Origin of the sequence: Salarchaeum japonicum, from assembly GCF_049705945.1 — an archaeon.
Lineage (GTDB): Archaea > Halobacteriota > Halobacteria > Halobacteriales > Halobacteriaceae > Salarchaeum > Salarchaeum japonicum_A.
In genome coordinates this window covers 195,728-220,072 of the sequence record NZ_JBNAMV010000004.1, presented here as the reverse complement: position 1 = coordinate 220,072, position 24,345 = coordinate 195,728, and the positions used below count along the sequence as shown (strand labels likewise).

At 68.4% G+C, this 24,345-nt stretch carries 22 protein-coding genes; 10 read left to right on the top strand and 12 right to left on the bottom strand.

The window, feature by feature from the left end; translation table 11 throughout:
* Window positions 1-86: 86 nt before the first annotated feature.
* The 3 genes from ACOZ4O_RS02805 to ACOZ4O_RS02795 all read right to left on the bottom strand — a co-directional run bounded on the left by ACOZ4O_RS02805 (window position 87) and on the right by ACOZ4O_RS02795 (window position 2,544).
* Window positions 87-1,256, bottom strand: a complete 1,170-nt coding sequence (locus ACOZ4O_RS02805; RefSeq protein WP_424523796.1) for an NAD(P)/FAD-dependent oxidoreductase — start codon at window positions 1,254-1,256, stop codon at window positions 87-89.
* Window positions 1,257-1,309: 53 nt separating this feature from the next.
* A complete protein-coding gene (locus ACOZ4O_RS02800; RefSeq protein ID WP_424523795.1) occupies window positions 1,310-1,942 on the bottom strand; it encodes a hypothetical protein in 633 nt (210 codons plus the stop codon).
* Window positions 1,943-2,010: 68 nt separating this feature from the next.
* Window positions 2,011-2,544 carry an Rrf2 family transcriptional regulator gene (locus ACOZ4O_RS02795; protein ID WP_424523794.1) on the bottom strand — a complete coding sequence of 178 codons (534 nt, stop codon included), beginning with the start codon at window positions 2,542-2,544 and terminating at the stop codon, window positions 2,011-2,013.
* Window positions 2,545-2,638: 94 nt separating this feature from the next.
* On the opposite strand from ACOZ4O_RS02795, the gene ACOZ4O_RS02790 reads away from it, so the two are divergent.
* The 6 genes from ACOZ4O_RS02790 to ACOZ4O_RS02765 all read left to right on the top strand — a co-directional run bounded on the left by ACOZ4O_RS02790 (window position 2,639) and on the right by ACOZ4O_RS02765 (window position 7,991).
* Complete coding sequence (locus tag ACOZ4O_RS02790; RefSeq protein ID WP_424523793.1) at window positions 2,639-3,556, top strand: NAD-dependent epimerase/dehydratase family protein; 918 nt, start codon at window positions 2,639-2,641, stop codon at window positions 3,554-3,556.
* Between the two features lie 25 nt (window positions 3,557-3,581).
* Window positions 3,582-4,502, top strand: coding sequence for an arginase (rocF, locus tag ACOZ4O_RS02785; protein ID WP_424523792.1), 921 nt, complete (start codon window positions 3,582-3,584; stop codon window positions 4,500-4,502).
* A 63-nt stretch (window positions 4,503-4,565) separates the two neighbouring features.
* Complete coding sequence (gene proC / locus ACOZ4O_RS02780) at window positions 4,566-5,339, top strand: pyrroline-5-carboxylate reductase (protein WP_424523791.1); 774 nt, start codon at window positions 4,566-4,568, stop codon at window positions 5,337-5,339.
* Window positions 5,332-6,192, top strand: coding sequence for a glutamate 5-kinase (gene proB / locus ACOZ4O_RS02775; protein WP_424523790.1), 861 nt, complete (start codon window positions 5,332-5,334; stop codon window positions 6,190-6,192). Before proC ends, proB begins: the two co-directional genes overlap by 8 nt.
* Entirely contained in the window at window positions 6,185-7,495 is a 1,311-nt protein-coding gene (locus tag ACOZ4O_RS02770; protein ID WP_424523789.1) for a glutamate-5-semialdehyde dehydrogenase, read from the top strand. Before proB ends, ACOZ4O_RS02770 begins: the two co-directional genes overlap by 8 nt.
* Window positions 7,496-7,538: 43 nt before the next feature.
* Complete coding sequence (locus ACOZ4O_RS02765; RefSeq protein WP_424523788.1) at window positions 7,539-7,991, top strand: pyridoxamine 5'-phosphate oxidase family protein; 453 nt, start codon at window positions 7,539-7,541, stop codon at window positions 7,989-7,991.
* Here the strand turns inward: ACOZ4O_RS02765 and ACOZ4O_RS02760 are convergent.
* Window positions 7,988-10,510: an efflux RND transporter permease subunit gene (locus ACOZ4O_RS02760; protein WP_424523787.1), complete on the bottom strand. Its 2,523-nt coding sequence runs from the start codon at window positions 10,508-10,510 to the stop codon at window positions 7,988-7,990. The genes ACOZ4O_RS02765 and ACOZ4O_RS02760 overlap by 4 nt on opposite strands.
* A gap of 118 nt (window positions 10,511-10,628) precedes the next feature.
* On the opposite strand from ACOZ4O_RS02760, the gene ACOZ4O_RS02755 reads away from it, so the two are divergent.
* Window positions 10,629-11,381 (top strand): TrmB family transcriptional regulator, encoded by a 753-nt coding sequence (locus ACOZ4O_RS02755; protein WP_424523786.1) that lies wholly within the window; start codon window positions 10,629-10,631, stop codon window positions 11,379-11,381.
* 53 nt (window positions 11,382-11,434) lie between these two features.
* The gene (locus ACOZ4O_RS02750; protein WP_424523785.1) at window positions 11,435-12,448 is read left to right on the top strand and encodes an LLM class flavin-dependent oxidoreductase; all 1,014 of its coding nucleotides are present in this window, start codon (window positions 11,435-11,437) and stop codon (window positions 12,446-12,448) included.
* A gap of 4 nt (window positions 12,449-12,452) precedes the next feature.
* Here the strand turns inward: ACOZ4O_RS02750 and ACOZ4O_RS02745 are convergent, their stop codons facing one another.
* The 7 genes from ACOZ4O_RS02745 to ACOZ4O_RS02715 all read right to left on the bottom strand — a co-directional run bounded on the left by ACOZ4O_RS02745 (window position 12,453) and on the right by ACOZ4O_RS02715 (window position 20,712).
* Complete coding sequence (locus ACOZ4O_RS02745) at window positions 12,453-14,063, bottom strand: long-chain-fatty-acid--CoA ligase (protein ID WP_424523784.1); 1,611 nt, start codon at window positions 14,061-14,063, stop codon at window positions 12,453-12,455.
* A 62-nt stretch (window positions 14,064-14,125) separates the two neighbouring features.
* Window positions 14,126-15,139 (bottom strand): AbrB/MazE/SpoVT family DNA-binding domain-containing protein, encoded by a 1,014-nt coding sequence (locus ACOZ4O_RS02740; protein ID WP_424523783.1) that lies wholly within the window; start codon window positions 15,137-15,139, stop codon window positions 14,126-14,128.
* A complete protein-coding gene (gene phoU / locus ACOZ4O_RS02735) occupies window positions 15,139-15,816 on the bottom strand; it encodes a phosphate signaling complex protein PhoU (RefSeq protein WP_424523782.1) in 678 nt (225 codons plus the stop codon). The genes ACOZ4O_RS02740 and phoU overlap by 1 nt, the downstream gene beginning before the upstream one ends.
* Window positions 15,813-16,709 carry a phosphate ABC transporter ATP-binding protein PstB gene (pstB, locus tag ACOZ4O_RS02730; RefSeq protein ID WP_424523781.1) on the bottom strand — a complete coding sequence of 299 codons (897 nt, stop codon included), beginning with the start codon at window positions 16,707-16,709 and terminating at the stop codon, window positions 15,813-15,815. Before pstB ends, phoU begins: the two co-directional genes overlap by 4 nt.
* The gene (gene pstA, locus ACOZ4O_RS02725; protein ID WP_424523780.1) at window positions 16,706-18,367 is read right to left on the bottom strand and encodes a phosphate ABC transporter permease PstA; all 1,662 of its coding nucleotides are present in this window, start codon (window positions 18,365-18,367) and stop codon (window positions 16,706-16,708) included. Before pstA ends, pstB begins: the two co-directional genes overlap by 4 nt.
* Window positions 18,367-19,497 (bottom strand): phosphate ABC transporter permease subunit PstC, encoded by a 1,131-nt coding sequence (gene pstC, locus ACOZ4O_RS02720; RefSeq protein ID WP_424523779.1) that lies wholly within the window; start codon window positions 19,495-19,497, stop codon window positions 18,367-18,369. Before pstC ends, pstA begins: the two co-directional genes overlap by 1 nt.
* A gap of 33 nt (window positions 19,498-19,530) precedes the next feature.
* Complete coding sequence (locus ACOZ4O_RS02715; RefSeq protein ID WP_424523778.1) at window positions 19,531-20,712, bottom strand: substrate-binding domain-containing protein; 1,182 nt, start codon at window positions 20,710-20,712, stop codon at window positions 19,531-19,533.
* A 209-nt stretch (window positions 20,713-20,921) separates the two neighbouring features.
* Here ACOZ4O_RS02715 and ACOZ4O_RS02710 point away from each other — a divergent pair, with 209 nt between their 5' ends.
* The gene (locus ACOZ4O_RS02710) at window positions 20,922-21,833 is read left to right on the top strand and encodes a halo transducer protein (protein WP_424523777.1); all 912 of its coding nucleotides are present in this window, start codon (window positions 20,922-20,924) and stop codon (window positions 21,831-21,833) included.
* A 58-nt stretch (window positions 21,834-21,891) separates the two neighbouring features.
* The gene (locus ACOZ4O_RS02705) at window positions 21,892-22,269 is read left to right on the top strand and encodes a hypothetical protein (RefSeq protein WP_424523776.1); all 378 of its coding nucleotides are present in this window, start codon (window positions 21,892-21,894) and stop codon (window positions 22,267-22,269) included.
* On the opposite strand, the gene ACOZ4O_RS02700 is transcribed toward ACOZ4O_RS02705, so the two are convergent.
* Window positions 22,266-24,293: a CARDB domain-containing protein gene (locus ACOZ4O_RS02700; RefSeq protein ID WP_424523775.1), complete on the bottom strand. Its 2,028-nt coding sequence runs from the start codon at window positions 24,291-24,293 to the stop codon at window positions 22,266-22,268. The genes ACOZ4O_RS02705 and ACOZ4O_RS02700 overlap by 4 nt on opposite strands.
* Window positions 24,294-24,345: the final 52 nt, after the last annotated feature.

The window sequence follows — 24,345 nt, the reverse complement described above, 5'->3', positions numbered from 1 at the left end:
CGAGCGCCGGCGGCGCTCGCGGCCTTTTTTGGGAGCGATTTTTTGCGCGAGCGGTCAGCGAAGCTGACCCGAGCGGAAAAAAGGGCTTAGAGCGCGTCCCACGCTTTGATTGCGCGGGTGGGGCTGGTGATTTTGGCGATCCAGCGGGCGGCGGCGCCTTTCTTCAGCATTTTGGCGGGGAGGCCGTTGAAGGTGCGGATGGGGGCGTCGATGCCGTAGACGGTGACTTCGTGGGCGATGGCGGTGTCGCCGATGCTGATGAGGGTGCCTTCGTCGTGGTACGTCCAGGTTTCGAGGGGGTGGTCGTCGATGGCGTTCGAGACGTTTTTCGCGGCGACTTCGGCGGCTTGCCAGGCGGCGAGCGCGGTGGGGGGTGCGGGGTGTTCGCCGGGTTGTTCGACGACGGCGGAGTCGCCGATGGCGAACACGCGGTCGTCGCTGGTCTGGAAGTCCTGGCCGGTGTTGAGGCGGCTGTGTTCGTTCTCCAGCGTGGTGTCGTTGAGGGCGTCGCGGCCGGTGATGCCGCCCGTCCAGACGAACACGTCGTAGTCGAGGCTGTCGCGTTCGTCGAAGTGAATCTCGTCCTCGTCCGCGGACGTGATGGGGTCGTCGGTGAGGATGTTCACGTCGGCTTCTTCGAGGTGGTGGCGGAGCGCGCCTTGGACTTCGGCGTCGCCCGGCGGGAAGATTTCGGGGAGGGCTTCGACGAGGTAGACGTCGACGGGGGCGTTGTGTTTGTCGCGGAACTCGGCGACTTCGCCGGCGCTCTGGATGCCGGAGAGGCCGGCGCCGCCGATGACGACCGTCGCGGGGTCCTCGCGGGTGGCTTCGCGTGCGGCGTCCTTCACGCGTTCGTGGATGTCGAGCGCGTCGTCGAGGCTCTTGAGGGTGAGCGCGTTCTCCGCCATTCCCTCGATGCCGTAGTACGCGGTCTGGGAGCCGAGCGCGACGAGGACGTAGTCGTACTCGACGTCGTCCGCGCCGTCGAGTTCGACGACGCGGTCGTCCGTGTCGAGGCCCGTGACTTCCGCCTGCACGAACTGCGTGCTCGGCGACTTGATGTCCGTGACGGGAATCGTTATCTTCTCCCGGACGGCGGGGTCGCGGATGCAGCGATGGGCCTCGTGGAGCACGAGGTGGTAGTCGGTATCGGAGATCCAGACGAGGTCGGCGTCGTCCCCGAGGCGGTCCTCGAGTTCGGGGATGGCGCCGGCGCCGGCGTACCCGGCACCGAGAACTGCGACAGTCGGTGACATATCCGAGAATCCGACGCCCACCGATACAAAGCCTTTGGATTAGTGTTCCAGCGTCACGAACCGTCTCCGGTCGACTGTTCGTCGCAGGCGGCGAGCGAGAAGACGGACGCGGCGCTCGTGTCGTACCCGGCGTCCGCCAGTGCGGTTGCGGCCTCTTGGGGCGAGTCGGTGCGGAAGTACACCGTCCAGTACGCGGTGCTCGCGGTCTCCGCGCGGTACGTCGCGACCGCGTCGGGGAACGCCTCGTTCGGCGGCGTCACGTCGTTCTGCGTTGGGAGGCGTGCTTTGACGCGGGCGTCACAGAGCGGTTCGCCGCAGTAGTCGAACGACGCGAGCGAACGCAGCGAGAGACCGGCCTCGGCGACCGAGGAACGCACGGCGTCGCGAGTGCTCTCGACGACTGCGGCGTACGTGCCGGTCGCCGAAACCGAGCGGAGCGCGATGAACTCGCCGCCGATGACGGTTCGAACCTGGGACGCCGATTCCGCACTGACGCTCAGGTCGACGACCTGTCGGCACGTCGGCGTTGTTGTGGTTGCAGAGGCGGCGTTGGTGGTAGTCGCGGTGTCGGTCGGGTCGCTCGCCGCGGTTGGCGGCGTGCTCGACGAGTCGGTGCACCCGGCGAGCGACGCGAGGGTGAGTCCGCCGACGGCGAGGGCTCGGCGACGTGTGAGCGAGGCCGGCATCAACTGAACAACTGTCGAATATTCACAAAATATTGTCGGTTGGAGAGATGCGAGAAGACTTCGAGACGTTAGTGGTCGGGCGTCTCCGCGGGCGCTTCCATCGACTCGATTTTGAGGATGAGGACGTTGTTCGTGTCGTCCACGCCGTCCACGATACCCTCGATGACGAGTTTGGAGAGCGGGGTCGGGCCGACGACGACGTGGTCGCCCTCGTGGAACTCGCGGAGGCTGCCGCGCATGTGGATTTCGGCCCGGCAGAGGTCGGGGTGGTGGACGCTGGAGAGGTCTATCTCCTGAACGTTCGCGTCGTCCACGCTCTCGCCCTCGTGGGTGACGGGGACTTCTGCGGCGCTCTCTATTTCCTGCACGTCGAGCGCGTTGTACGCGTTCGACGTGGGTTTGTACCCGCCCTTCGGGCCGGGGACGCCTTCGACGAGCTGAAGCGCTTTCAGGGACTGCATCTGGTTCCGGATGGTACCCGGGTTCCGGTTTACCTCGTCGGCGATGGCCTCCCCCTTGATGGCTTCCTCGCGCTCCGAGTAGAGGTTCACGAGCGCCGTCAGGATGGTTTTCTGGCTGGGTGTCAGCTCGATGCTCGACATAGAGTCTGTTTCGCACAGCCAGCGCATAAAACCCGCGACCCACGTACGTCCAGAAATCGACGGGCTTTATCCGCGCGACCGGGTGGCTTCGCGTATGCAGGGAAAGCGGGTTCTCGTGACGGGTGGTGCGGGCTTCATCGGCTCGAACCTCGCGAACCACCTCGCCGAGTCGAACGACGTGATAGCGGTGGACAACGAGTACTTGGGGACGCCGGAGAACCTCAGCGACGACGTGGAGTACGTCGAGGCGGACGTGCTGGACGACGACCTCCCCACCGACGTCGATGTCGTGTTCTTCCTCGCGGCGCTGTCCTCGCGGCAGATGCTGGAGGACAACCCCCGGGAGGGCGCTCGCGTGAACATCGAAGGGTTCGTGAACACGATCGAACAGGCGCGCGACGACGGCTGCGAGACGTTCGTGTACGCGTCCACGTCCTCGATTTACGGCAGCCAGCAGGAGCCGTGTCCCGAGGACATGCCGGTCGAGGCGTCGACGGGCTACGACGCGTCGATGCTCGGCCGGGAGCGCTACGCCGAGTACTTCTCGAACTTCCACGACCTCACGCTCGCCGGAATGCGCTTCTTCTCGGTCTACCAGGGCTATGGCGGAAACGAGGGCCACAAGGGCGAGTACGCGAACACCATCAGTCAGTTCGCGGACCAGATCGCGGACGGCGAGTCGCCCGTCCTCTGGGGGGACGGCAGTCAGACCCGCGACTTCACGCACGTCAGCGACATCGTTCGCGGCCTTGAACTCGCCGCGGAGAACGAACTCGACGGCGTCTACAACCTCGGCACGGGCGACGCGTACTCGTTCAACGAGATGGTGGCGATGATCAACGACGCGCTCGGCACCGACATCGAACCCGAGTACGAACCCGTCCCAATCGAGAACTACGTCTACCACACGAAGGCCGACCCCTCGAAGTTCAAGGACGCGACAGGCTGGGAGCCCGAAGTCGACTTCGAGGACGGCGTCGAACTGGTGTGCGAGCCGTACAAGAACGACTAAACCCGGCCCTGGCGTTTTTTGCCGTATGTCTCGTTCAGTTCGCATCATCGGCGCGCCCTCCGACTACGGCGCGAACCGACGCGGCGTCGACATGGGACCGTCCGCCATCCGGTACGCGGGCCTCGCCGACCAGATAGCGACGACCGGCGCGACAACGACCGACGCCGGCGACCTCGCGGTGCCGCGCGCGGAGGAGCGCGACCCCGACCGCGACCGCCCCGCGTCGGGCCGCGCGAAGTTCCTCCGGGAGACCCGCGAGGTCTCGGCGGAACTCGCGGACGCAGTCGCCGACGCGATCGACGACGACGACCTTCCGCTCGCGCTCGGTGGCGACCACTCCATCGCCATCGGCAGCCTCGTCGGGAGCGCGCGCGACGCCGAAATCGGCGCGATCTGGTTCGACGCGCACGGCGACTTCAACACGCCCGAGACCAGTCCGTCCGGGAACGTCCACGGGATGCCGCTCGCCGCCGCGCTCGGGAAGGGGTCGTTCGCGGACACCGAGTGGGCGAACGCCACGGGCCTCCGGGAGGAGAACGTCGCCCTCGTCGGCTTGCGGTCGCTCGACGCGGACGAGCGCGCTGACATTTTGGAGAGCGAGATGACGGCGTTCACGATGAGCGACATCGACGAACAGGGACTGCTCTCGGTCGTCGACGAAGCCATCGACATCGCCAGCCGCGGTGTGGACGGCGTGCACGTCAGCCTCGACCTCGACTGGCTCGACCCGAACGAAGCGCCCGGCGTCGGTACGCCCGTCCGCGGCGGCGTCACGTACCGGGAGGCGCACGCGGCGCTCGAACGCGTCGCCGCCCGCGACCGCGAGGAGGACCTCCTGCGTAGCTTCGAACTCGTGGAAGTGAACCCGATTCTGGACGAACGCAATCGCACGGCGGAGATGGCGGCCGAACTCGCGGCGAGCGCGCTCGGCAAACGCATCCTCTAAGCGCGCCGTCACGCGCTTGCGCTAAGCGCAGTCCCTATACTCGTCTATCCCTTCCGCCTAGCTATGACACGCGTGAGTGTGATCGGCTGCGGGAACATGGGCGGGGCGTTCGTCCGCGGACTCGCACGGACGGACGGCTACCACGTCACGGCTATCGACCTCGACGAGGACGCGCTCGCCGAGGTCGCGCCGTTCGCGGCCGAGACGACCACCGATATCGGGGCGGCACGGGACGCGGACGTCGTGGTTATCGCGGTGAAACCCGACATCGTCCCGCACGTCCTCGACGACCTCGACCTCCGCGCGGGACAGACGCTCGTCACGCTCGCCGCGGGCGTCTCCCGCGGTTTCGTGGACGCGCGAACGGACGCGGACGTGGTGCGGGTGATGCCGAACCTCGCGGCCGCCAGCCGCGACATGGCCGCGGCGGTCACCGAGACGGGCGTGACGGACGAGGTGCGCGCCATCCTGGACGCGCTCGGCGAGTACGTCGAGGTGCCCGAGGAGCTGATGGACACGGCGACCGCGGTGAACGGGAGCGGGCCCGCGTTCGCGTTCTACCTCATCGAGGCCGTGAAGGACGCGGGCGTGGACGGCGGACTCGACCCCGAGCAGGCGGAAGTGCTGGCGGCGCAGACGTTCAAGGGCGCGGCCGAGACGGTGCTCCGGGACGACCGGAGCGTCGACGAACTCATCGAAGCCGTCTGCTCGCCGAACGGGACGACCATCGAAGGGATGGACGTCCTCTGGGACAGCGACGCCGACGCCGCCGTCCGGAAGGCGGTCGAAGCGGCCGAGAAGCGCTCTCGGGAACTCGCGGACGACTACGATGAGTGAGGAACGCGCCGTCGCACGAGTCAGTTCCGAGAGCGTGGAGCGGGCGCGCGAGCGGGCGGCGAGCGCCGACCGCGTCGTCGTGAAGGCGGGCACGAACTCGCTCACGGACGAGGACTCGCGGCTCGACCGCGAGAAACTCGACAAGCTCGTGGACGACATCGTCGCCCTCCGCGAGCGCGGGACGGACGTGTTGCTCGTATCCTCTGGCGCGGTCGGCGCGGGTATCGGCCGCATCGACGCCATCGAGGACACCGACCGGGAGAGCCATACGCTGGAAGAGAGTCAGGCGCTCTCGACGGTGGGTCAGAGCCACCTGATGCGTCACTACACGCAGAGCTTCGAGCGCTACGACCAGAAGATAGCCCAACTCCTCCTCACGGAGCACGACCTCTCGAACCCCGAGCGGTTCACGAACGTCCAGAACACGGTCGACACCCTCCTCGACTGGGGCGTCGTCCCCATCATCAACGAGAACGACGCGGTCGCGACTGAGGAGATTCGCATCGGGGACAACGACATGCTCTCCGCGTCGGTCGCCATCGGCGTCGGCGTCGACCTCCTCGTCACCCTGACGGACGTGGACGGCGTCTACACGGGGAATCCGAAGCGGGACCCAGCCGCGCACCGCATTGAGGCGGTCGGCGAGAACTACGCCGAAGTTCAGCGGGTCATCGAGGAGACGGCAACCGGGTCGTTCGGCGGCATTCTGACGAAGGTCGAACGTGCGCGCGCCGCCGCCGAACACGGCATTCCCGCGATTATCGCGGGCTCCGAGACGCCGGACGTGCTGGAGCGAATCGCCACCGGGAAGCCCACGGGCACCGTATTCGTACCCATCCAGAACGATGACTGAGAGCACACGCGAGAAGGTGGACGCGGCCGAACGCGCTGCGCTCGACCTCGCGAACGTCCCCGAGGACGAACGCAACGACGCGCTCCAATCCATCGCGGACGCGCTCCGCGAGCGCACCGACGAGATACTCGACGCGAACGAAACCGACGTGGCGGCCGCAGAAGCGGCGCACGAGCGCGGCGAGTACTCCGCGGCGCTCGTCGACCGCCTCCGCCTCGACGAGTCGAAGGTCGAGGACATCTCGGGGATGGTGGAGTCCGTCGCGGGCCAGGACGACCCGCTCGGCCGCACGCTCTCCGCGCGCGAACTCGACGACGGCCTCGACCTCTACAAGGTCTCCGTGCCCATCGGCGTCGTCGCCACCGTGTTCGAGTCGCGGCCGGACGCGCTCGTCCAGATAGCGGCGCTCGCCTTGAAGTCCGGGAACGCCGTCCTCCTGAAGGGCGGGAGCGAGGCGAGCGAATCGAACCGCGTCCTCTACGACATCATCACCGAAGTCGCGGACGACGTGTCGCCGGGCTGGGCGCAGCTCATCGAGGCCCGCGAGGACGTCGACCGACTGCTCGACATGGACGACAGCGTCGACCTCGTGATGCCCCGCGGCTCCTCCGCGTTCGTCTCCTACATCCAGGACAACACGCAGATTCCCGTGCTCGGACACACCGAGGGTATCTGTCACGTGTTCGTGGACGACGCCGCGGACCTCGACATGGCCGCGGACGTGGCGTTCGACGCGAAAGTCCAGTACCCCGCCGTGTGCAACGCCGTCGAGACCCTGCTCGTCCACGACTCCATCGCGTCCGAGTTCCTCCCGGAGATTGTGTCGCGCTACCGGGACGCCGACGTGACGCTGCGCGGCGACCAACGCACACGCGAAATCGTTGATATCGACCCCGTGACGGACGACGACTGGGACAGCGAGTACGGCGACCTCGAACTCGCAATCAAGGTCGTCGAGGACGTGTACGACGCCGTCGACCACGTGAACACGCACGGCTCGAAGCACACGGAGTCCATCGTCACCGAGGACGACGAGCACGCCGCGGTGTTCATGCAGGGCATCGACGCCGCGAGCGTCTTCCACAACGCCTCCACGCGGTTCGCGGACGGCTACCGGTACGGTCTCGGCGCGGAAGTCGGCATCAGCACCGGAAAGACGCACGCCCGCGGCCCCGTCGGATTGGACGGCCTCACCACCTACAAGTACTACTTGGAGGGGGACGGCCACCTCGTCGCCGCCTACTCGGGCGAGGACGCCCAGCCCTTCACGCACGAGGACTTCGACGGCGAGTGGACGCCCTAACGGACACCAACGACTTTACGCGTTCTTCTGAAAATTCCGGGGTATGGACCGCCGCCCCGCCCTCCAGTTGAGCGACGACGAAGTAGACGCGTTCCTCCGCGAGCACGGCGTCGGCGTGCTCTCCCTCGCCGCCGACGGCGACGCGTACGGCCTCCCGATATCCTACGGCTACGACGGCGACGACCGCCTCATCTGCTTGCAGTTCGCGGACGCCCCGTGGAGCAGGAAGCGCGACTTCGTGACGACCACCCGCACGGCGTCGTTCACGGTGTTCGAACTGCGCGACGACTTGCGCGCGACGAGCGTCGTCGCACAGGGCCCGCTCTCCCCGGCGGACGACGATGAGGTCCCCGACGCGCTCTCCGCGCTCGCCGACAACGCCGTGTTCACGGCGCTCGACGAGTCCGGCGTCCCCATCGAGGAAGCAGACCTCCGCTTGTTCTGGCTGAAACCGCGGACGCTCACCGGCCGGCGGTTCGACCCCTTCGGCGATTAGTCCGTCCGGGTGACGGCGGCGTCCGTATACCGCGTCCAGACCGCGAGGAGGCTCGGGAGGACGAGGACGCTCGCGAGGAACGCGTACGCGATGGCGACGCTCGTCACGAACCCGAACCGCTGGAGGGATGGGACGAGCGCGAGCGCGAGCACGCCGAACCCGGCGACGGTCGTGCCCGCGCTCGCGAGGAGCGCGCCACCGGTTCCAGTGAGCGTGCGCGAGAGCGCTTCGGGGGCGTTCTCGCCGTCGTACTCGTCGACGAACCGTTCGCCGATGTGGATGGCGTAGTCGACGCCGATACCGATGCCGATGGCGGCGATGATGGCCGTCTCGGTCGTGTAGGGGAGGCCGGCGAGGTACATCGTGCCGAACAGCCACGCCTGCGCGGCGACGACGGGCGCGAGCACGACCGCGCCGAGCGTCAGGGAGCGGTAGCGCGTCCAGAAGATGACGGTGAGGAAGGCGAGGATGACGCCGGCGGTGATGAGGAAGCCCTCGACGAGCGTCCGGAGCACGCTCTGCTGGACGAGGTAGTTCACGACGGGCTGGCCGGTGGCGATGGTGGCGACGCCGCTCTCGTCTTCGACGGTGGTGGCAACGTCACGGAGTTCGCCCGTGACGGTTCCGGGTTCGGCGCTCCCGGCGATGGAGACGGCGACGCGGAGCGCGCCGTACTCGCCGTTCTCGCGGGCGATGACGGCGGCCGCGTCGTCGGGCGCGGCGGCGTAGACTGCGTCGTACACCGCTGCGAGGTCCTCGTCGGGTACGCCGTCGCCGTCGGTGTCGGCGTCCGCGACGACGGCGGCGACGGTGTCGTTACGCGCGGCGACGGTGTCGATGGTCTCCAGCGGCCCCGTCGCGGACAGGGTTCCGTCGGCGAGCGTCACCGTCGAACTCGCGTTCCGGAGGTCGGCGCGCCCCGCGTCGAGCGCGTCGAGCATCCGCGGGTTCGTCACGTCACCGCGAACGAGGAGAAGGCCAGTGGACTGGTCGCGGTCCTGCACGAAGGAGTCCTGGAGGTACTCGGCGTTCTCCACGAGACTGTAGTCGCTCGGTTGGAAGGGGCCGGGGAGGGAGTCCATCCAGTCGGGCGAGTCGCGCGGGAGGAAGTCGGTCTGATCGGTGGTGGTGTCGATGTCCGTGACGACCGCACCACCGGCGACGGTGAGGACGAGTGCGACGACGAGAATCGCCCGCGGTGAGCGGCGGGCGGCGGTCGCGCCAACGCCGAGCAGGCGGCCCGCGACGCCGCCGCGACCGAACGGCGACGCCCGGCGGTCGAGGCCGACGCGGGCGAGCAGGCCGTCGAGTTCGAGTTTGAGCGCGGGAAGGAGAAGCGCGAACACGAGGAAGGCGGCGGCGATGCCGGCGGCGCTCACGACGCCGAAGTCCCGGATGGAACCGACGGGACTGACGGCGTTGGAGAGGAAGCCGACGGCGGTAGTGAACGTCGCGGCGGCCAGCGCGACGGCGACGCCGGCGAGGCCGCGCCGCATCGCTTCGCGCCGGGAGCGCGTGGGGTCGTCGGCGCGGGCTTCCCGGTAGCGCATCACGACGTGAAGGGCGTAGTCGATGGAGAGGCCGACGAGGAGGAACGGAACGGCGATGAGTATCTGGGTGAGGCCGATGCCCGCCCAGCCCATGAACCCGAACATCCAGACGAGCGTGAGCGCGACGCCGAGCAGGCCGTACAGCACGTCGAAGACGTCGCGGTACGCGAGTCCGAGGACGAGGATGATGAGGAGGAAGGCGACGGGCGAGATGATGGCGAAGCTCTCGCCGGTGGCTTGCGTGCTCTCCTCGCTCACGATGCCCGCGCCGAACACGAAGCTCTCACCGGGCAGGGTGTCCGCGGCGATGGCCTTGAGGTCGAGTTGGGCGGCGGCGATGCGCTCCGGGAGGTCGTCGCCGGTCGCGCCCGTGGTGTCCTGGAAGACGTAGACGACGCGTGCGTCGGCGGTAGTCGCGCCCGGCGTGTAGTCCGTCGGGAGGAGCGAGTACGGGTCGGCGCCCGGTATCGAGGCGTCGGGGTCGAGCACGCGCGCGACCGCGTCCTCGACTTCGCCCGCCGTCATCGCCTCCAGTTGCGCCCTCTGCGCGTCGAGCGACGGCGTCCCGGTCGCGTTCGCGCCGTCCTCCGCGTGGATGGCGGCGGTGGCGACGACGGACGCGAGGTCGACGAACGCCCGGTCGTCGCGGAGGGTTTGATTCACGCTCGCGGCGGCGCGCGCCTCCTGCTGGAAGCGGAGGCTGGCGAGCAGGCTCTCCTTCGAGAGCGCGTTCTCGTCCCGTATCACGACCTGCACGACGGTCGTGTTCTCGCCGTCGGTTCGGAAGTTCTCTTGGGCGTAGTCGTACGCGTCGGCCTCGGGTGAGTCGCTGCTGAACCCGGCGATGGTGAGGCCGCCGTCGACGTTCGCCGCGCCCGCGCCGACTGCGAGCGTCGCGACGAGGAGGACGGCGACGACGACCTTGCTGTGGTCCGTGACGAACCCCGCGAACCGCGTTGCCAGTGACATACCCCACCCTACCCCCACCTAGAACATAAATATTGTATTATTCTACTATATTTATCGAGGTTGGAGCGCGGTACTGAAGAACCCGCCCGGCGAACACTCACATCCGACGCGAGACACCATGAGCACACGAGACGCAGTCGCCGCCCTGAAACGCCTCGGCCTCCCGAACTATCAGGCGCGCGTGTTCGTCGCCCTCCAAGAACTCGGCACCGGCACCGCCCAGGACGTAAGCGACACGTCCGAGGTGCCGCGCTCGCAGGTGTACGGCGCCGCCGACGCCCTCGTCGAACGCGGTCTCGCCGAACTCGTGGAGTCCTCGCCCAAACAGTATCGCGCAGTGAGCCTCGACGCCGCCCGCAGCCAACTCACCGAACGCCTCGAACGCGAACGCGACGAGGCCTTCGACCACCTCGAAGCCCTCCGCACCAGCGCCCCCGACCGGGAGACGGACGGCGCGGTCGCGACCCTCCGCGGCCGCCGCCCAATCGACGACCGCATCGTCGACCTCGTCGCGGCCGCCGAGGATAGCGTCTTCCTCGTCGCGCCCGCCGAGCGCTCCATCACCGACGACATCGAGGCCGCGCTCCGCGACCGCGCCGACGCCGGCCTCGCCGTCACCGTGCTGAGCGCCGAACCGGACGCGCGCGAGCGGTTCGCGGACGCGCCGATTCGCGTGCTCGTGATGGACGACGACCACCCCGCGGACTTCGCCGGACGCGCGCTGATGGTAGACGACGAAACCGTGCTGCTCGCCGCCGCCACCGACGGCGGGAGCGGCGAGGAAGCGATGTGGACCGAACACAGCAGCATCGGCCGTATTCTCGCGCGATTCATGCAGTCCGGCGTCGACTCCGGGATGAATCGAAACTGAGTCGCGTTCGCCCCTTACCGAACCGTTATTCGGCCGAAGACCCGACCTCCGCCATGCAGCTCTCCGTCGTCGACCTCTCGCCCGTTCCGCGCGGCGGCACCGCGACCGACGCCTACGCGAACACCGTCGCGGCCGCACAGCAGGCCGAACGACTCGGGTTCGAGCGGTTCTGGGTCGCGGAACACCACGGCCGCGCCGACCGCCTCGCCGGCACCACGCCCGAAGTCCTCCTCGGCCACCTCGCCGCGCACACCGACAGCATCCGCCTCGGGTCGGGTGCGGTGCTCCTGAACCACTACAGTCCGTTCAAGGTCGCGGAGCAGTTCGGGGCCATCGACGCGCTCGCCCCCGGCCGCGTCGACATCGGCCTGGGCCGCGCGAACGGGTCGCCGGCCGCCGACCGCGCGCTCGGCACCGAACGCCACGTCGAGAACCCCGACGAAGACCACCGCGAGAAGATCGAGGCCGTCCTCACCCACCTCTACGACGACTACCCACCCGGCCACGCGTACGCCGACCTCCAGGTCCCTCGCTCGGGCGCACACCCGCCCGAACCCTGGGTGCTCGGGTCGAGCACCGCGAGCGCGACCATCGCGGGCGAACTCGGCCTCCCATTCTGCTTCGCCTCCTTCATCCGCCCGGGGTGGGCGCCGGACGCCCTCGACGCGTACCGCGAGCACTTCGAACCGTCCGCGCTCGCCGCCGGCGTCGACAGTCCGCGGTCGATGGTCGCCGTGAACGCCGTCGCCGCCGAAACCGACGAGGAGGCCGCGCGACTGCGCGCGGTGTCGATGGCCGCCCGGAAGCGCCTCCGCCGCGGCGACCTCACCACCACGCCGACCGTCCCCGAGGCCGTCGACGAACTCGGCGGCGTTCCCGACCCGACGCCCGAGACGCTCCCCGAAAACGAGTGGCCGCGCGCGCTCGCCGGCACCCCCGACCGCCTCGAATCGGTGTTCTCCCGACTCGAAGACCGACTCGGCGTCGAGGAAATCATGATTCAGCACACAGTTCCCGACCACGAAACCGGGATGCGCTCGCACGAACTGCTCGCGGAACTGCTCTAGTTCGCTATCCCTGGCCGACCATGCTGTCCTCGTCGTCCCACTCGCGCTCCCGGAGTTCGTACTTCTGAATCTTGCCGGTCGCCGTCATCGGAATCGACTCGACGAACTCCACTTCTCGGACTGTCTTGTAGTCCGCGAGGCGCTCACGGGTGTGCTCGGTGAGTTCCTCCGCGGTGACGCCGGGGTCCTCGGGCGTGCCGTTCGCGGGCACGACGAACGCCTTCGGCGTCTCTCCCCACTTCTCCGAGGGCGACGGAATCACCGCGACCTCGCCGACCGCGTCGTGGCCGAACAACGTGTCCTCTAGCTCCACCGAGGAGATGTTCTCCCCGCCCGAGATGATGATGTCCTTCTTCCGGTCCTTGATGGAGATGAGGCCGTCCTCGTCCACTGTCGCGAGGTCGCCCGTGTGGAAGAACCCCTCCAGTCGTCCGCTGAACGCCTCCTCGGTCTGTTCGGGCTTGTTCCAGTAGCGTTCCATCACTTGGTTCCCGCGAACCACCACCTCGCCGATGGTGCTGTCGTCCCGCGGAACGCGCTCGCCGTCCTCGTCCACGACGCGGAGGTCGGTCGCGAGCGGCGCGACGCCCTGGCGCTGCTGGGCGGCGTACCGCTCCTCGCCCGACTCGGGCAGGAGGCGCTCCGCGTCCGACGTTGCGATGAGCGGTCCCGTCTCAGTCGCGCCGTACAGCTGGAGGAACTCCCAGCCGAACTCCTCCTGGACGGCGCGAATCGTCGCGGTCGGCGGCGCGCTCCCCGCCGCCGTCACCCGAATCGGGTTCGCGCCCGTGAAGTCCGGGTCGTTCTCCTCCGCGTACTCTTGGAGGAGCGTGAGCACGGTCGGCGCACAGCAGAGGAAGGACACGTCCTCCGTCGCGATGGCGTCGAACACCGTCTCGGCGTCCACGCCGCGCGTGCAGACGTGCGTCGCGCCCCGGCCGGTGACGGCGTAGATGTGCCCCCAGCCGTTGACGTGGAACATCGGGAGCGTCCACAGGTAGGTGTCGTCGTCCGCCAGGTGGTGATGAATCGTCGCCAGCTGCGCGTGCAGGGACTCCGTGCGGTGGGTGCGGCAGACGCCCTTCGGGTCGCCCGTCGTGCCGGACGTGTAGTTGATGGTCGCGAGGTCGTCCTCGTGCATCTCGGGGCGCTCGTAGTCGTCGGGGTCGTCGAGGAACTCCTCGAAGTCGAGCCAGTCGCCCGCGACGGCGTCCGGGTCGTTCGTCACGAACGTCTCGACGGGCACGTCGTCGCGCACGGCCTCGACCTTCTCCGCGTACTCGTGGTCCGCGAACACCACGTCCGCGCCCGAGTCCGAGAGGAGGTACGCGTAGTCGTCGGCCGTGAGCCGGTAGTTCAGCGGGACGTGAACCGCGCCCGCGCTCATCGCGCCGAACGCGGCTTCCAGGTGGTAGTGCGTGTTTGGGTCGACGACGGCGACCCGGTCGCCCGATTGGATGCCGCGCGCTTGGAGCGCGGCGGCGAACGCGTCGACGCGCTCGCCGAACTCCCCGTACGTGAACCGACTGCCGTCCGCGCCGACGACGCCCTCGCGGTCGCCGTAGTAGTCGCGGGCGCGGTCGAGGAAGTCGGTCACGAGTAACTGTTTCTTCATTCGTGATAGACTGTCCGGTGGTGGCGAAGTAAGCCCACCAGTTCCGGCAAAAATACGACCGGCTACTGTGGCGTTTCCGGCGGCTCGTCCGGCGTCGCGTACGCGTCGTCCCGGAGGCCGCGCTGCACGCCGACCGTCGCGATGCGCTCCGCGTGGTCCGCGACGGACCGCACGGCGTTCACGGCGTGCACGAGCTGGTAGTCCGCGTCCGACGCCTCGAACAACCGCCGGTCGAGGTCGTCGATGTCGTCGCGGAGTGCTTCCACTGCTGTCAGTGCGTCGTGCGCGGCGTCCACGCCCGCGTCACCGAGCACGCTCCGCGTCCCGGCGTCCACCGCCTCGCGCGCCGCGCCCGCCAGCGACGCGACTTCGCCAACGAACGCGCCCGCGGGGTCCGCGTCGCCCGCGACGGCTGCGAGGCGGTCCGCGTCCGACGCGACCCCGTTCAGTTCGTGCGCCGTCGTCCGGAGTTCCGCCAGCCGCGGCCGCGTCAGTCCGAGCGCGTCCACCTCGTCCAGCCGGGAGAGCGCGCGCGAGAAGTGTCGCTCGACCATCGCGGTCAGCCGGGCCGCCTGACTCGTCCGGTCCCCGAACTCGACCGCGCGACCGTCGGCGAGCGCGTCCGCGGCGTCCCGGCTGACGCTCCGCGCGACGAACGCCAACTGCCGGACCGACTGGGACACGGACACCTCGGCCGGGTCGAGCACGTACCGGAGTCGAACCCCGCTGTCGTCGTCCACGACGCTCAATCCGGGGAGGCCGCGGACCGCGCGGTCGAGCGCGCGGCGCTGGTCCGTCGACAGGCCGCCGTCGGCGTCGAACGCTATCGTCCGGTAGCCGGCCGTGTACGCGGAGCGAACCACCGCCGCGATGCGGTCCGCGTCCACGGCCGGCACGGTGACGTGGCTGGTGTCGTCGGCCTCGCTCGCGCCGGGCTGGAGGACGAGCACGCCGTCGAGGTGCGCGTGCAAGTCGACCGAATCGCCGGCCGCGATTCCGGTCGTGTCCGCCCACTCGCGCGGGAGCGAGACGGTGAGCGTGCCGCCGCCGACGGACTGGACTTTCCGGGACTCCATCAGTAGATGAGTGCTGGGTCGTTCTCGGTCATGTACAGCGTGCGCGCCGCGATGTTCACGGCGTGGTCGGCGATGCGTTCGAGGTCGCGGACGGTGAGCAGAACGCGGGACACGTCGTCCAGCAGGCTCTCGACCGTCCACGCGTCCGCGTCGGCCTCGCGCTCGATGAGGTCGCGAACGACGGTCTCGTTCGCTCGCGCGCACAGCGCGTCTATCTCGTCGTCGTCGTCCGCGATGGCGCGACACGCCGCCGGGTCGGTGTCGATGTACGCGTCGAGCGCCCGCTCCACGAGGTCTCGCGCCCGCTCGCCGATGGTCGTGAGGTCGTCCGCGGGTACCGCCGTGTTCGACGCGGTGAGCGAGTACTCCGCGAGGTTCGTCGCGAGGTCGGCGACGCGTTCGAGGTCGGTGAGTATCTTGAAGGACGCGACGACGAACCGGAGGTCGCCCGCGACGGGCTGCTGGAGCGCGATGAGGTCGATGCACGCGTCTTCGAGCGCGAGGTAGCGCTCGTTCACGTCCGCGTCGCCCTCGATGACCGCGCGCGCCAGCTCGTCGTCTCCATCGCCCGTGAGGCACGCGAGCGCGTCATCGAGCCGGCCGAGCACGAGGTCGCCCATGTCCCGGACCTCCCGCCGGAGGTCGTCGAGTTCCTCCTGGTACGTCTCCCGCGTCATCCGAATTTGCCGCTGATGTAGTCTTCGACGCGCTGGCTCTCGGGGTTTTCGAAGATTTGGTCGGTGTCGCCGTACTCGACGAGTTCGCCGCCGGTGAGGAAGACGGCGGTCTGGTCGGAGATACGGGCGGCTTGCTGCATGTTGTGGGTGACGATGACGACCGTGTACTGCTCGGAGAGTTCGTCGATGAGGTCTTCGATTTTGGCGGTGGCGATGGGGTCGAGCGCGGATGCGGGCTCGTCCATCAAAATCACTTCGGGGTCGGTCGCCAGCGTCCGCGCGATGCAGAGGCGCTGTTGTTGACCGCCGGACAATCCGAGTGCGTTGTCCCCGAGGCGGTCGCTCACTTCCTCCCAGAGCGCCGCCTGCGTCAGCGCGCGCTCGACCAGTTGTGCTTCCGTCTCCTCGCCGCTCCGCCCGAGCAGCCGCGAGAACAGCCCAGTTTCGATGTCGCCGTGTTTGCGGGGGCCATAGGAGACGTTGTCGCGGATGGATTTCGGGAACGGATTCGGCTGCTGGAACACCATCCCCACCCGCTTGCGGAGCTCCACCAGATTGGTGCCGTCCTGATAGATTTCTTCCCCGTCGAGTTTCACCGACCCGTCGATGTCGGCGGCCTTGATGCGGTCGTTCATCCGGTTCAAGCACCGGAGGAACGTCGACTTCCCACAGCCCGACGGACCAATCAGGGCCGTCACGGACTCCTCGGGGATGTCGATGGAGATGTTCTTGAGCGCGTGGTCACTCCCGTAGTGGACGTTGAGGTCCTCGACGGCGAGTTTCGTCTCGCCGTCGAACGAGTGATTGCGCCACTCTTCCTGTACTTGTTCGGTTGTCTCACCGCTCGTGGTTTCGAGGGGCTGGTCGGCCGTGGACTGTGTGGTTTCGCTCATGACTGGATTTTCCGCCGGAAGTACTGTCGCATCGCGATGCCGATGGCGTAGAAGCCGAGGACGACGATAAGGAGGATGAGCGCGGTCGCCCACTTGAACGCCGCAGCGTCGCCGATGTTGCTGGACTGACCGACGCCCGCGGCGATGAGCGCCCAGAGCTGGTAGGGGAGCGCGCTGGTCGCCTGCAGGAGTTCGGGGTTGGTGACGAACGGCGGCGACGCCTGGAACGCGAACCCGCCGATGACGTCGACCGTCTGGCCGCCGGGGACGAACGTCCCGCCCGCCATCGTCAGCAGGAGGGGCGCTGTCTCGCCGGCGATGCGGCCGACGCCGAGGATGACGCCGGTGACGATACCGGGTATCGAGGCGGGGACGACGACGCTCTTGATGGTCTGCCACTGGGAGACGCCGAGCGCGGCGCTCGCGTCCCGGTACTCGTCCGGCACGGCGAGCATCGCCTCGCGGCTCGTGATGAGCACGAGCGGGAGGAGCATGAACCCGAGCGTGAGCATGCCCGCGAGCAGGCTCTTGTTCCCGCCGAACCGGGGGACGAGGAACGCGAAGCCGAACAGGCCGAACACGATACTGGGCGTGCTCCAGAGGCCGTTCGTCGCGATTTCCACCACCTGGGTGAAGCGGCCGCGTTCCGCGTACTCGGTGAGGAAGACGGCGGCGCCGACGCCGAGCGGTATCGCGAACAGGGACGCCCCGACGACGAGCCAAATCGTGCCGACAATGGCCGGGAGGACGCCGTTGAAGTCGTTCAGGAGGCCGACGCCGTTCATCGCGAACGGCAGGTAGAACGGCCAGTCGAAGCTGAAGGAGAAGCCGGGTGCGAAGTCGAGGAACGGCAGATGGAGGAAGTATTCGAGGGTCGTCGTCGGACCGACGCCGAGGCCGACCTCGAACCCGCGCGTGAGCCCGGGGAAGCCCTTGACCGCGGTGAACGCGACGAGGCCGAACAGCACGGCGATGATGGCGAGCGCGTTCATGTAGATGAGGAGGTAGGCGCCGGCGTGCCGGCCGCGCGCCCCGAACCCGCCGTAGGCTTTCGCGGACGCCCAGCCGGAGACGAGCGCGCAGAACAGCGTCAGACCGGGAATCGCGACTTCGGCCGTAAAGGAGGCTTTCTGCTCCCACTGGAGGTTCCACGCCCACGAGGCGTCGATGACGCCGAGGAGGAAAACGAGGCCCGCGAAAACGGTTATCGCGCCCGCGGGAATCGTCGAGCCGACGTCCTCGCGCGTGAACGTCGAAATGCCGAACGCGACTGCGCCGAAGCCGAGCGCGACGGCGAGCCAGCCGGCGGTGCCGAGACCGAGCGTCTGGGAGGCGACGAGGCCGCCCGTGACGAACCAGATGGCGGTGAACGCGAGGCCGGCGACGAGGCCGGCGCTCGAACGCGGCTGGGTTTCGACGTAGCCGAGGCGGGAGCCGACGCCGAACGAGACGACGGCGACGCCGAGCACGACGAGCAGGCCGCCGAGCGCGAGCAGTACGTCGACGCCGAGGATGGTGTCGGTGAGGCTGACGATGCCGAACATCGCGGCCGCGGCGGTCGCGAACACGACTGCAGCGACGCCGACCGCGACCGCGGCGACGGCGTCAGTGCCCGAGGTGTCGCCCGCGACGAGCGCGGTGCGGGAGTCGGTCGCCATCAGGCCTCACCCCCGAGTTTGCGGCGCATCCGCCACTCGATGTACTGTGAGACGATGGAGATGGCGAGCACGGTCACGAACAGGATGACGCCCGCGACGAACAGCGCGTCCATCTGGAGGCCGTCCGCCTCGCCGTAGTTCCGCGCGATGAGCGAGGTGAGCGTTTCCTGGCCGTAGAAGACGTTGTAGATCGGTTCGGTGAGCCGTGGGACGCCGCGGAGCATCACGGTCGCGGCCATCGTCTCACCGATTGCGCGCCCGACGCCGAGCAGCACGGCGGCGGAGACGCCGGAAATCGCGGCGGGCAGGGTGATGCTCGTCATGGTCTGCCAGTCGGTCGTGCCGATGGCGAGCGACCCGGACTTCATCGACTCGGGGACGGCCGCGAGCGCGTCCTCCGCCACGGAGACGACCGTGGGGAGCGCCATCATCCCGACGACGATGCCGACGAAGAGGTAGGTTCCCTGTCCGAGGATGTCGAACTTATCGGACGCCCACGGCCCGAGGAGCGTGAATCCGATGAAGCCGTACACGATGGAGGGGATGCCGGCGAGGATTTCGACGCCGGGCTTCACCGTCTCGCGGACCGCCGGGGGCGCGATTTCGGAGAGGAAGAGCGCCGCGGCGACGCCGAGCGGGCCGGCGACCATTGTCGCGATTATCGTGACCATCACGGTGCCGTGAATCATCGGCACCATCGAGTACCGGATGGGCGGCGAGACCGCGTCCCAGTTCGGCTGAATGAACATCCGGAGACCGGGGACGCTCACGCCGAATACGGTCGCGCTCTCGTACCGAATCATCGGGACGGATTCAGCGAAGATGAACACGATGATGAGCAGCAGTATCAGTATCGTTGAGACGGTCATCGCGAACGTCAACGCGCGCGCGGTGAGTCCCTGATGGAACACCCAGCCGTACGCCGCGCTCGCGAGGAACACGACGAACGGCACCGCCGTCAGCGCGGAGACGAGGAGGAACCCGACGAGCGCGCCGAGCAGCGAAACGGTCATAATACCGACGACGGCCAACGCGACGGGGTCCGTCTCCGCGACGAACTCCCGACTCCGCCGGAGCGCGCGCGAGAACGCGCCCGGAACGGCCGCCACACGGTCTTGTAATGATGACATCAATGAATGAAATAGGGGAGGTCGGGTGCCGCGTTAGGCCTGGTCGGGCAGCTTCGCCTTCTCGGACTCGATGTCCTTCGTCGGAAGCGGGATGTAGTTGTTCCCCTCGACGAAGACGGTCTGTCCGAACGTCGTCAGGAACATGTTGATGAACGCGGCCTCACGCATGTCCGTGCCGTTCGGCGTGTCGTCCGTGATTTTCGTGTACTGGTGGAGGTCGCGGTTCAGCGGGTAGTCGCTGTCGAAGATGGTGTGCTCCGCGTCCTTGTCCGGCTTGTACACTGTCCCCTCGAAGTTGATTGCGACGGGCTGGACCTGCGGGCCGGTGAACGCGAGCGCCATGTACGCGATTGCGCCCTCGTTCTGCTGGACGGCCTGCGCGACCTGCTGGTTCTGGCCGAACCGCGTGTTCACGCCGGGCATCGGGGCGTCCGCGCTCCCGAGCATGTTCAGGCGGAACGAGGTGTCCGTCCCCGAGCCCTCGGCGCGACCGATGACGTAGATCTCCTGGTCGTGACCGCCGACTTCGCTCCAGTTCGTGATCTCGTTCTGGTAGATCTTGCGGACCTCCTCGCCGGTGAGCTCGGTGACACCTGCGTCGTAGACGTCGCTGCTGACGACGACCGGCTGGCCGTCGCGGCCGACGACGTGGTCGACGACGCGCTGGTCGCGCTGCGACTCGCTCCAGCCGAGTTCGGCCGTGATGGGGCCGGAGGAGTTCCCGATGTCGACGAGGCCGTCCCAGACGGACTTACAGCCCGTGCCGGAGTGACTGAGACCGATGGACGTCATGAACGGCGGCGTCGCCTGCTGACCGGTCGGTTCGAAGCCGTAGAGGCTCGCGAAGTAGTCCGCGAGTCGCATGTCCGGGCTGCCGAGGTCCTCCCAGCCGGGAACCGTGCTCTCGTCGTTCGACCCCCAGTACTCGCCGTCGCTGTTCGGCGGGTTGGAGTTCCAGTAGGAGCTGCCCGTGTTCGCGATGGGGTACACCGTCGAGGACCCCTCGGCCGTCAGCATCTCCGGCTCGCTGCTGCCGGACTGCGTCGTCGTCTGCGTGTTCTGGTTGTTGTTTCCGCTGGTCGTCGTCTCCGTCGTGTCGTCGCCCGAACTCTCGCTCTGACAGCCAGCGAGGCCGGCTGCGCCGACCGCACCGGTCGCCGCGATGAACTTACGCCGTGATACGCCCGCTCCCGTGCCCGCTTCGTCCTGAGGCATCACGTGAACGGATGCGGTTTCCTATAAAGACCCTTTATAATAGTCTACTATTCGTGGACGTACCCCCACGTACGACTACGAACCCTCAGTACCCGAACTATCCGTACGTCCTGCTATATAGACGTACGTCCGCCACAATCCGCGTAAACAGCCGGTAGCGGCGTTCTCTGTCGAAAATTATATCCTCGTGCGTCCGGTTCCGTCAGAGTATGCGTGAACGCGCGGACACCGAGGGTATCGACGGAACACCGGTCGACGACGCGACCGACGCCGTCGCCGACGAAGTGGACCGCGACCCCGCCGTCGTCCGGGCGGCGCTCGGCGCGGTCGCCGACGAGGACGGCCGCGTGACCTGGGACGCCGTGGACGCCGAACTCGCCGAAGCCTCGAAGGTCGTCGCCACTCCCGAGACGCGCGTCGAACTCGCCGCGCGGGCCGTCTCGGACGCCCGCGACGCCGCTGCGGACGCGCCCGACCTCGACAGCGTCGACGCGCGACTCACCACGCAGGAAGAACGCCTGACCGCGCTCGAAACCACCGTGGAGGAACTCGGCGCGCGCCTCCAGGACATCGTCGGGCGGACCGGCGAACCGGGCGCGCTCGCGGAGGTCGCCCTCGCCCTGCACGACCTCCGGGAGGACGCGACCGCTGCGCAGTGGAACGCCGACGAACTCATCGACGACGCCGAGTCATTCGAACGCTGGCTCACGACCTCCGAGGTTCGCCGCGAGGAGTTCGCCGCGGACCTCGACGACGTGGCGGACTCGCTCTCCGCGCTCGCCGACGCCGCGGACCGACTCAACGCGGGCGACGCGGACGGGACCGCGTGGGTCGGTGCATCACTCCAAGCGCGCGTGATTTCTCTCCTTCTTGCGGACCTCGCGGCCGAACTCGACGACCTCCGGGAGTGGACTGGCGACTACGAGATCGAGGCCGACCGCCTCGCCGACCTCCGCGAGCGCCACGGCGCGCTCGCCGACCGCATCGCCGCGAGCGCCGGCGACGACTGGCGGGACGCCCACGGCGACCGCGTCGAAGCCTTCGAAGCCGAAGTCGTCGGCCTCGAACCCCCGATCGACTGGGGAGTCGTGCAGGCCGAACTCGACGCCGCGCGGCCGTGACCCGGCAGGCGTCGCCCCGGCCAGAGACGCTTACCTGCTGGCTCGACTACGTGTCTGTATGAGCGAGTACGTTCCAGGGACGTGCAACATCGGGGAGCGAGAGCGCCGCCGCCGCTACCGAGTGGCGTACGCCGCGTTCGCGCTCGCCGCCGCCTACGTCCTCGTCGTTTCGATAAGCTCGACGCCCGCCGTTCTCGTGCTCGGCGCGTTCGCGCCGCTCGCGGTCGGCGTCGAGTGGTACGTCCAGGGCCGCGAATCGTTCTGCGTGCGCCTCGCGTGGCGGGGCGCGTTCTCCTTCGGCGGCGACCGCGGGAGCGTGAACGGCGCGGACGCGCGCCGCCGCGATCGCCGACACGCCGTCGAACTCACTGCACTTTCTCTCGTCGCCGCGGCCGCCATCACCGGCGTCACGTACGCCGTCGTCGCGACCGTCTAACGGCGGCGGACCGCGACGGCGAGCGCGAGCAGCACGCTCACGAGCGCGGCGGCGACACCGAATCCGGGCGTGCTTCCGGTAGACTCGCTCTTCGGCGTCTCATCCGCGACGACGGTGAACGTGCGGTCGCCGACCTGGATAGTGTGCGAGCCGGTTTCCTCGAACGTCACCGTCGTCTCGAAGGACGCGGTCTCGTTCGGGCCGAGCGCGGCCGTCCAGGTTCCTACTGTTTCTCCGTCAACAACGACTGGATACGTCGCGTTCGCCGGATAGTCCGCGGGGTTCGACGCGTCCAGCGACACCCGAACCGCGTCACCGGGCGCGACCGTGGTGGCGTCCACGCCGACGGTAGCGTTCGGTGAGGCCGGCGCTCGAACCTGTATCGTTCGCGTCTCGTAGCCGTACGTCAGCGTGTACTCGCCCGGTTCGGCGAACGTTCCCGACAGAGTCACCTGCCGTGTCTCCCCGGGCGCGACGGACACCTCAGCGGTGTCGAGCGTGCTGTCTGCGCCGCTGAGCGCTGCGGTGAACGACCCGTCAGCACCGCCCTCGTTCGTCACCCCGACGGAGATAGCGGCCGTCTCGCCCGTCACGAGCGTCGGAACGCTCCCGGTCGTGGTGTTCCGGTACGGGCCGGTGACCCGCACGCCGTCGCTCGGCACCGACGCCACCAGTTGCGCGACCGGTCCCTCGAACGCCTCCACGTGCGCCGTCCGAGTCCACATGTCCGGGACGCCGCGGGTCTGCGTGTACCGCTGTGCGTACGTCGCCACGTCGTCCGACCCCGCGGCCGCGATGGCCGCCAGGAACTCCGACTGCGTCACCGTGCCGTCACTATCCACGTTCAGCCGCCCGAGCACGTCCATCGCCGTGTGCTCGCCGTTCGACACAACTCGAATCGCGCGGTCGACGTTCCCGTAGACGAGCGGTCCCTTCACGTAGTTCGCGTATGTCCACGTGTAGGGGTTCGCGAGCACGGCGCTCGCGTACGGCGACCGCGTCCCGCGGTCGAGGTGGTCCGCGAACGCGTCGAACCCGATGCGGCCCTGCTGGAGCGTGAGGAGCGCGCCGTAGTACTCCGCGGTCGCCTCCGTCACCCACTGGGTTGCGCTCGTCGTCGAGAAGTCCTGACGCGTGTGCACGTACTCGTGGAGCCAGACGTTCCCCGCCGTGTCGAGGCGTCTGTCCGCGAGCACCCAGGAGTCGCTCCCGCCGTACTCCAGGCCGGCCGGCCCCCAGTTCACGCTCGTCGGCGCGGCGATGGTCATCACGTGCTCGTCGCGGTCGCCGACCTGGAGGAGTGCCGAGGCCTTCGTGAGCGACGCGAGCACGTCGTCGGGCGACTCGGCGAGCGACGCCGCGGCCGGGACGACGAGCCGGAACTCCTGACCGTTTCCGGTCGCCGAGTACGTCGTCTCCGGGCCGAGGTAGGCGATGGTGCCGCCGACTGCGCCCTCACCCGCGACGACGACCGAGGAGGAGAGCGTCACGCTCCCGCTCCCGTACCACGTCCACTGCGAGGAGAACTGGGGGACGGGCAGTATCGCCCACTCGCCCACGTCCACGAACGAGTACCCGCCGGACTCCTGCGCCGCATCGGCTCGCGGTGTCGCGTGCACCTCACCGGGGAGCGCGCGCGACCCGGAGATAGTCTGGTTCACCTCGACGGAGAGCGTAAACGACGGGTTCGCGGTCTCCTCGTCCCACTGAAGGCCGCTCTCCGTCTCCGTGAAGCCGTTCGTCGACGCCACCGTTCCCGTCTGCGCATTCACCGTGAGCGACGCGAGGTTCGACGGCGTGTCGTACGCCACGACCGCCTCAACGGTTCCCGGGTCGTTCGGGGTCAGGCGGAGCGTGGTGGTTCGCACGAGTTCGTCCGTCGACTGCGTCGCGGCCGGCGAGGGCGACGCGGGCGACGCGGCGGATGCGGTTGCTCCCGGCCCGGTCGCGCCGGCGACGCCACCCGTCACTGGCGCGACCGCCGCGACGAACAACACGACGACGAGAACCGTGACGCGTCTCATATCCGCCCTGGGAACGCCGCCGGCTTTACTCTGTGGGCGGATGAAAAGTAAC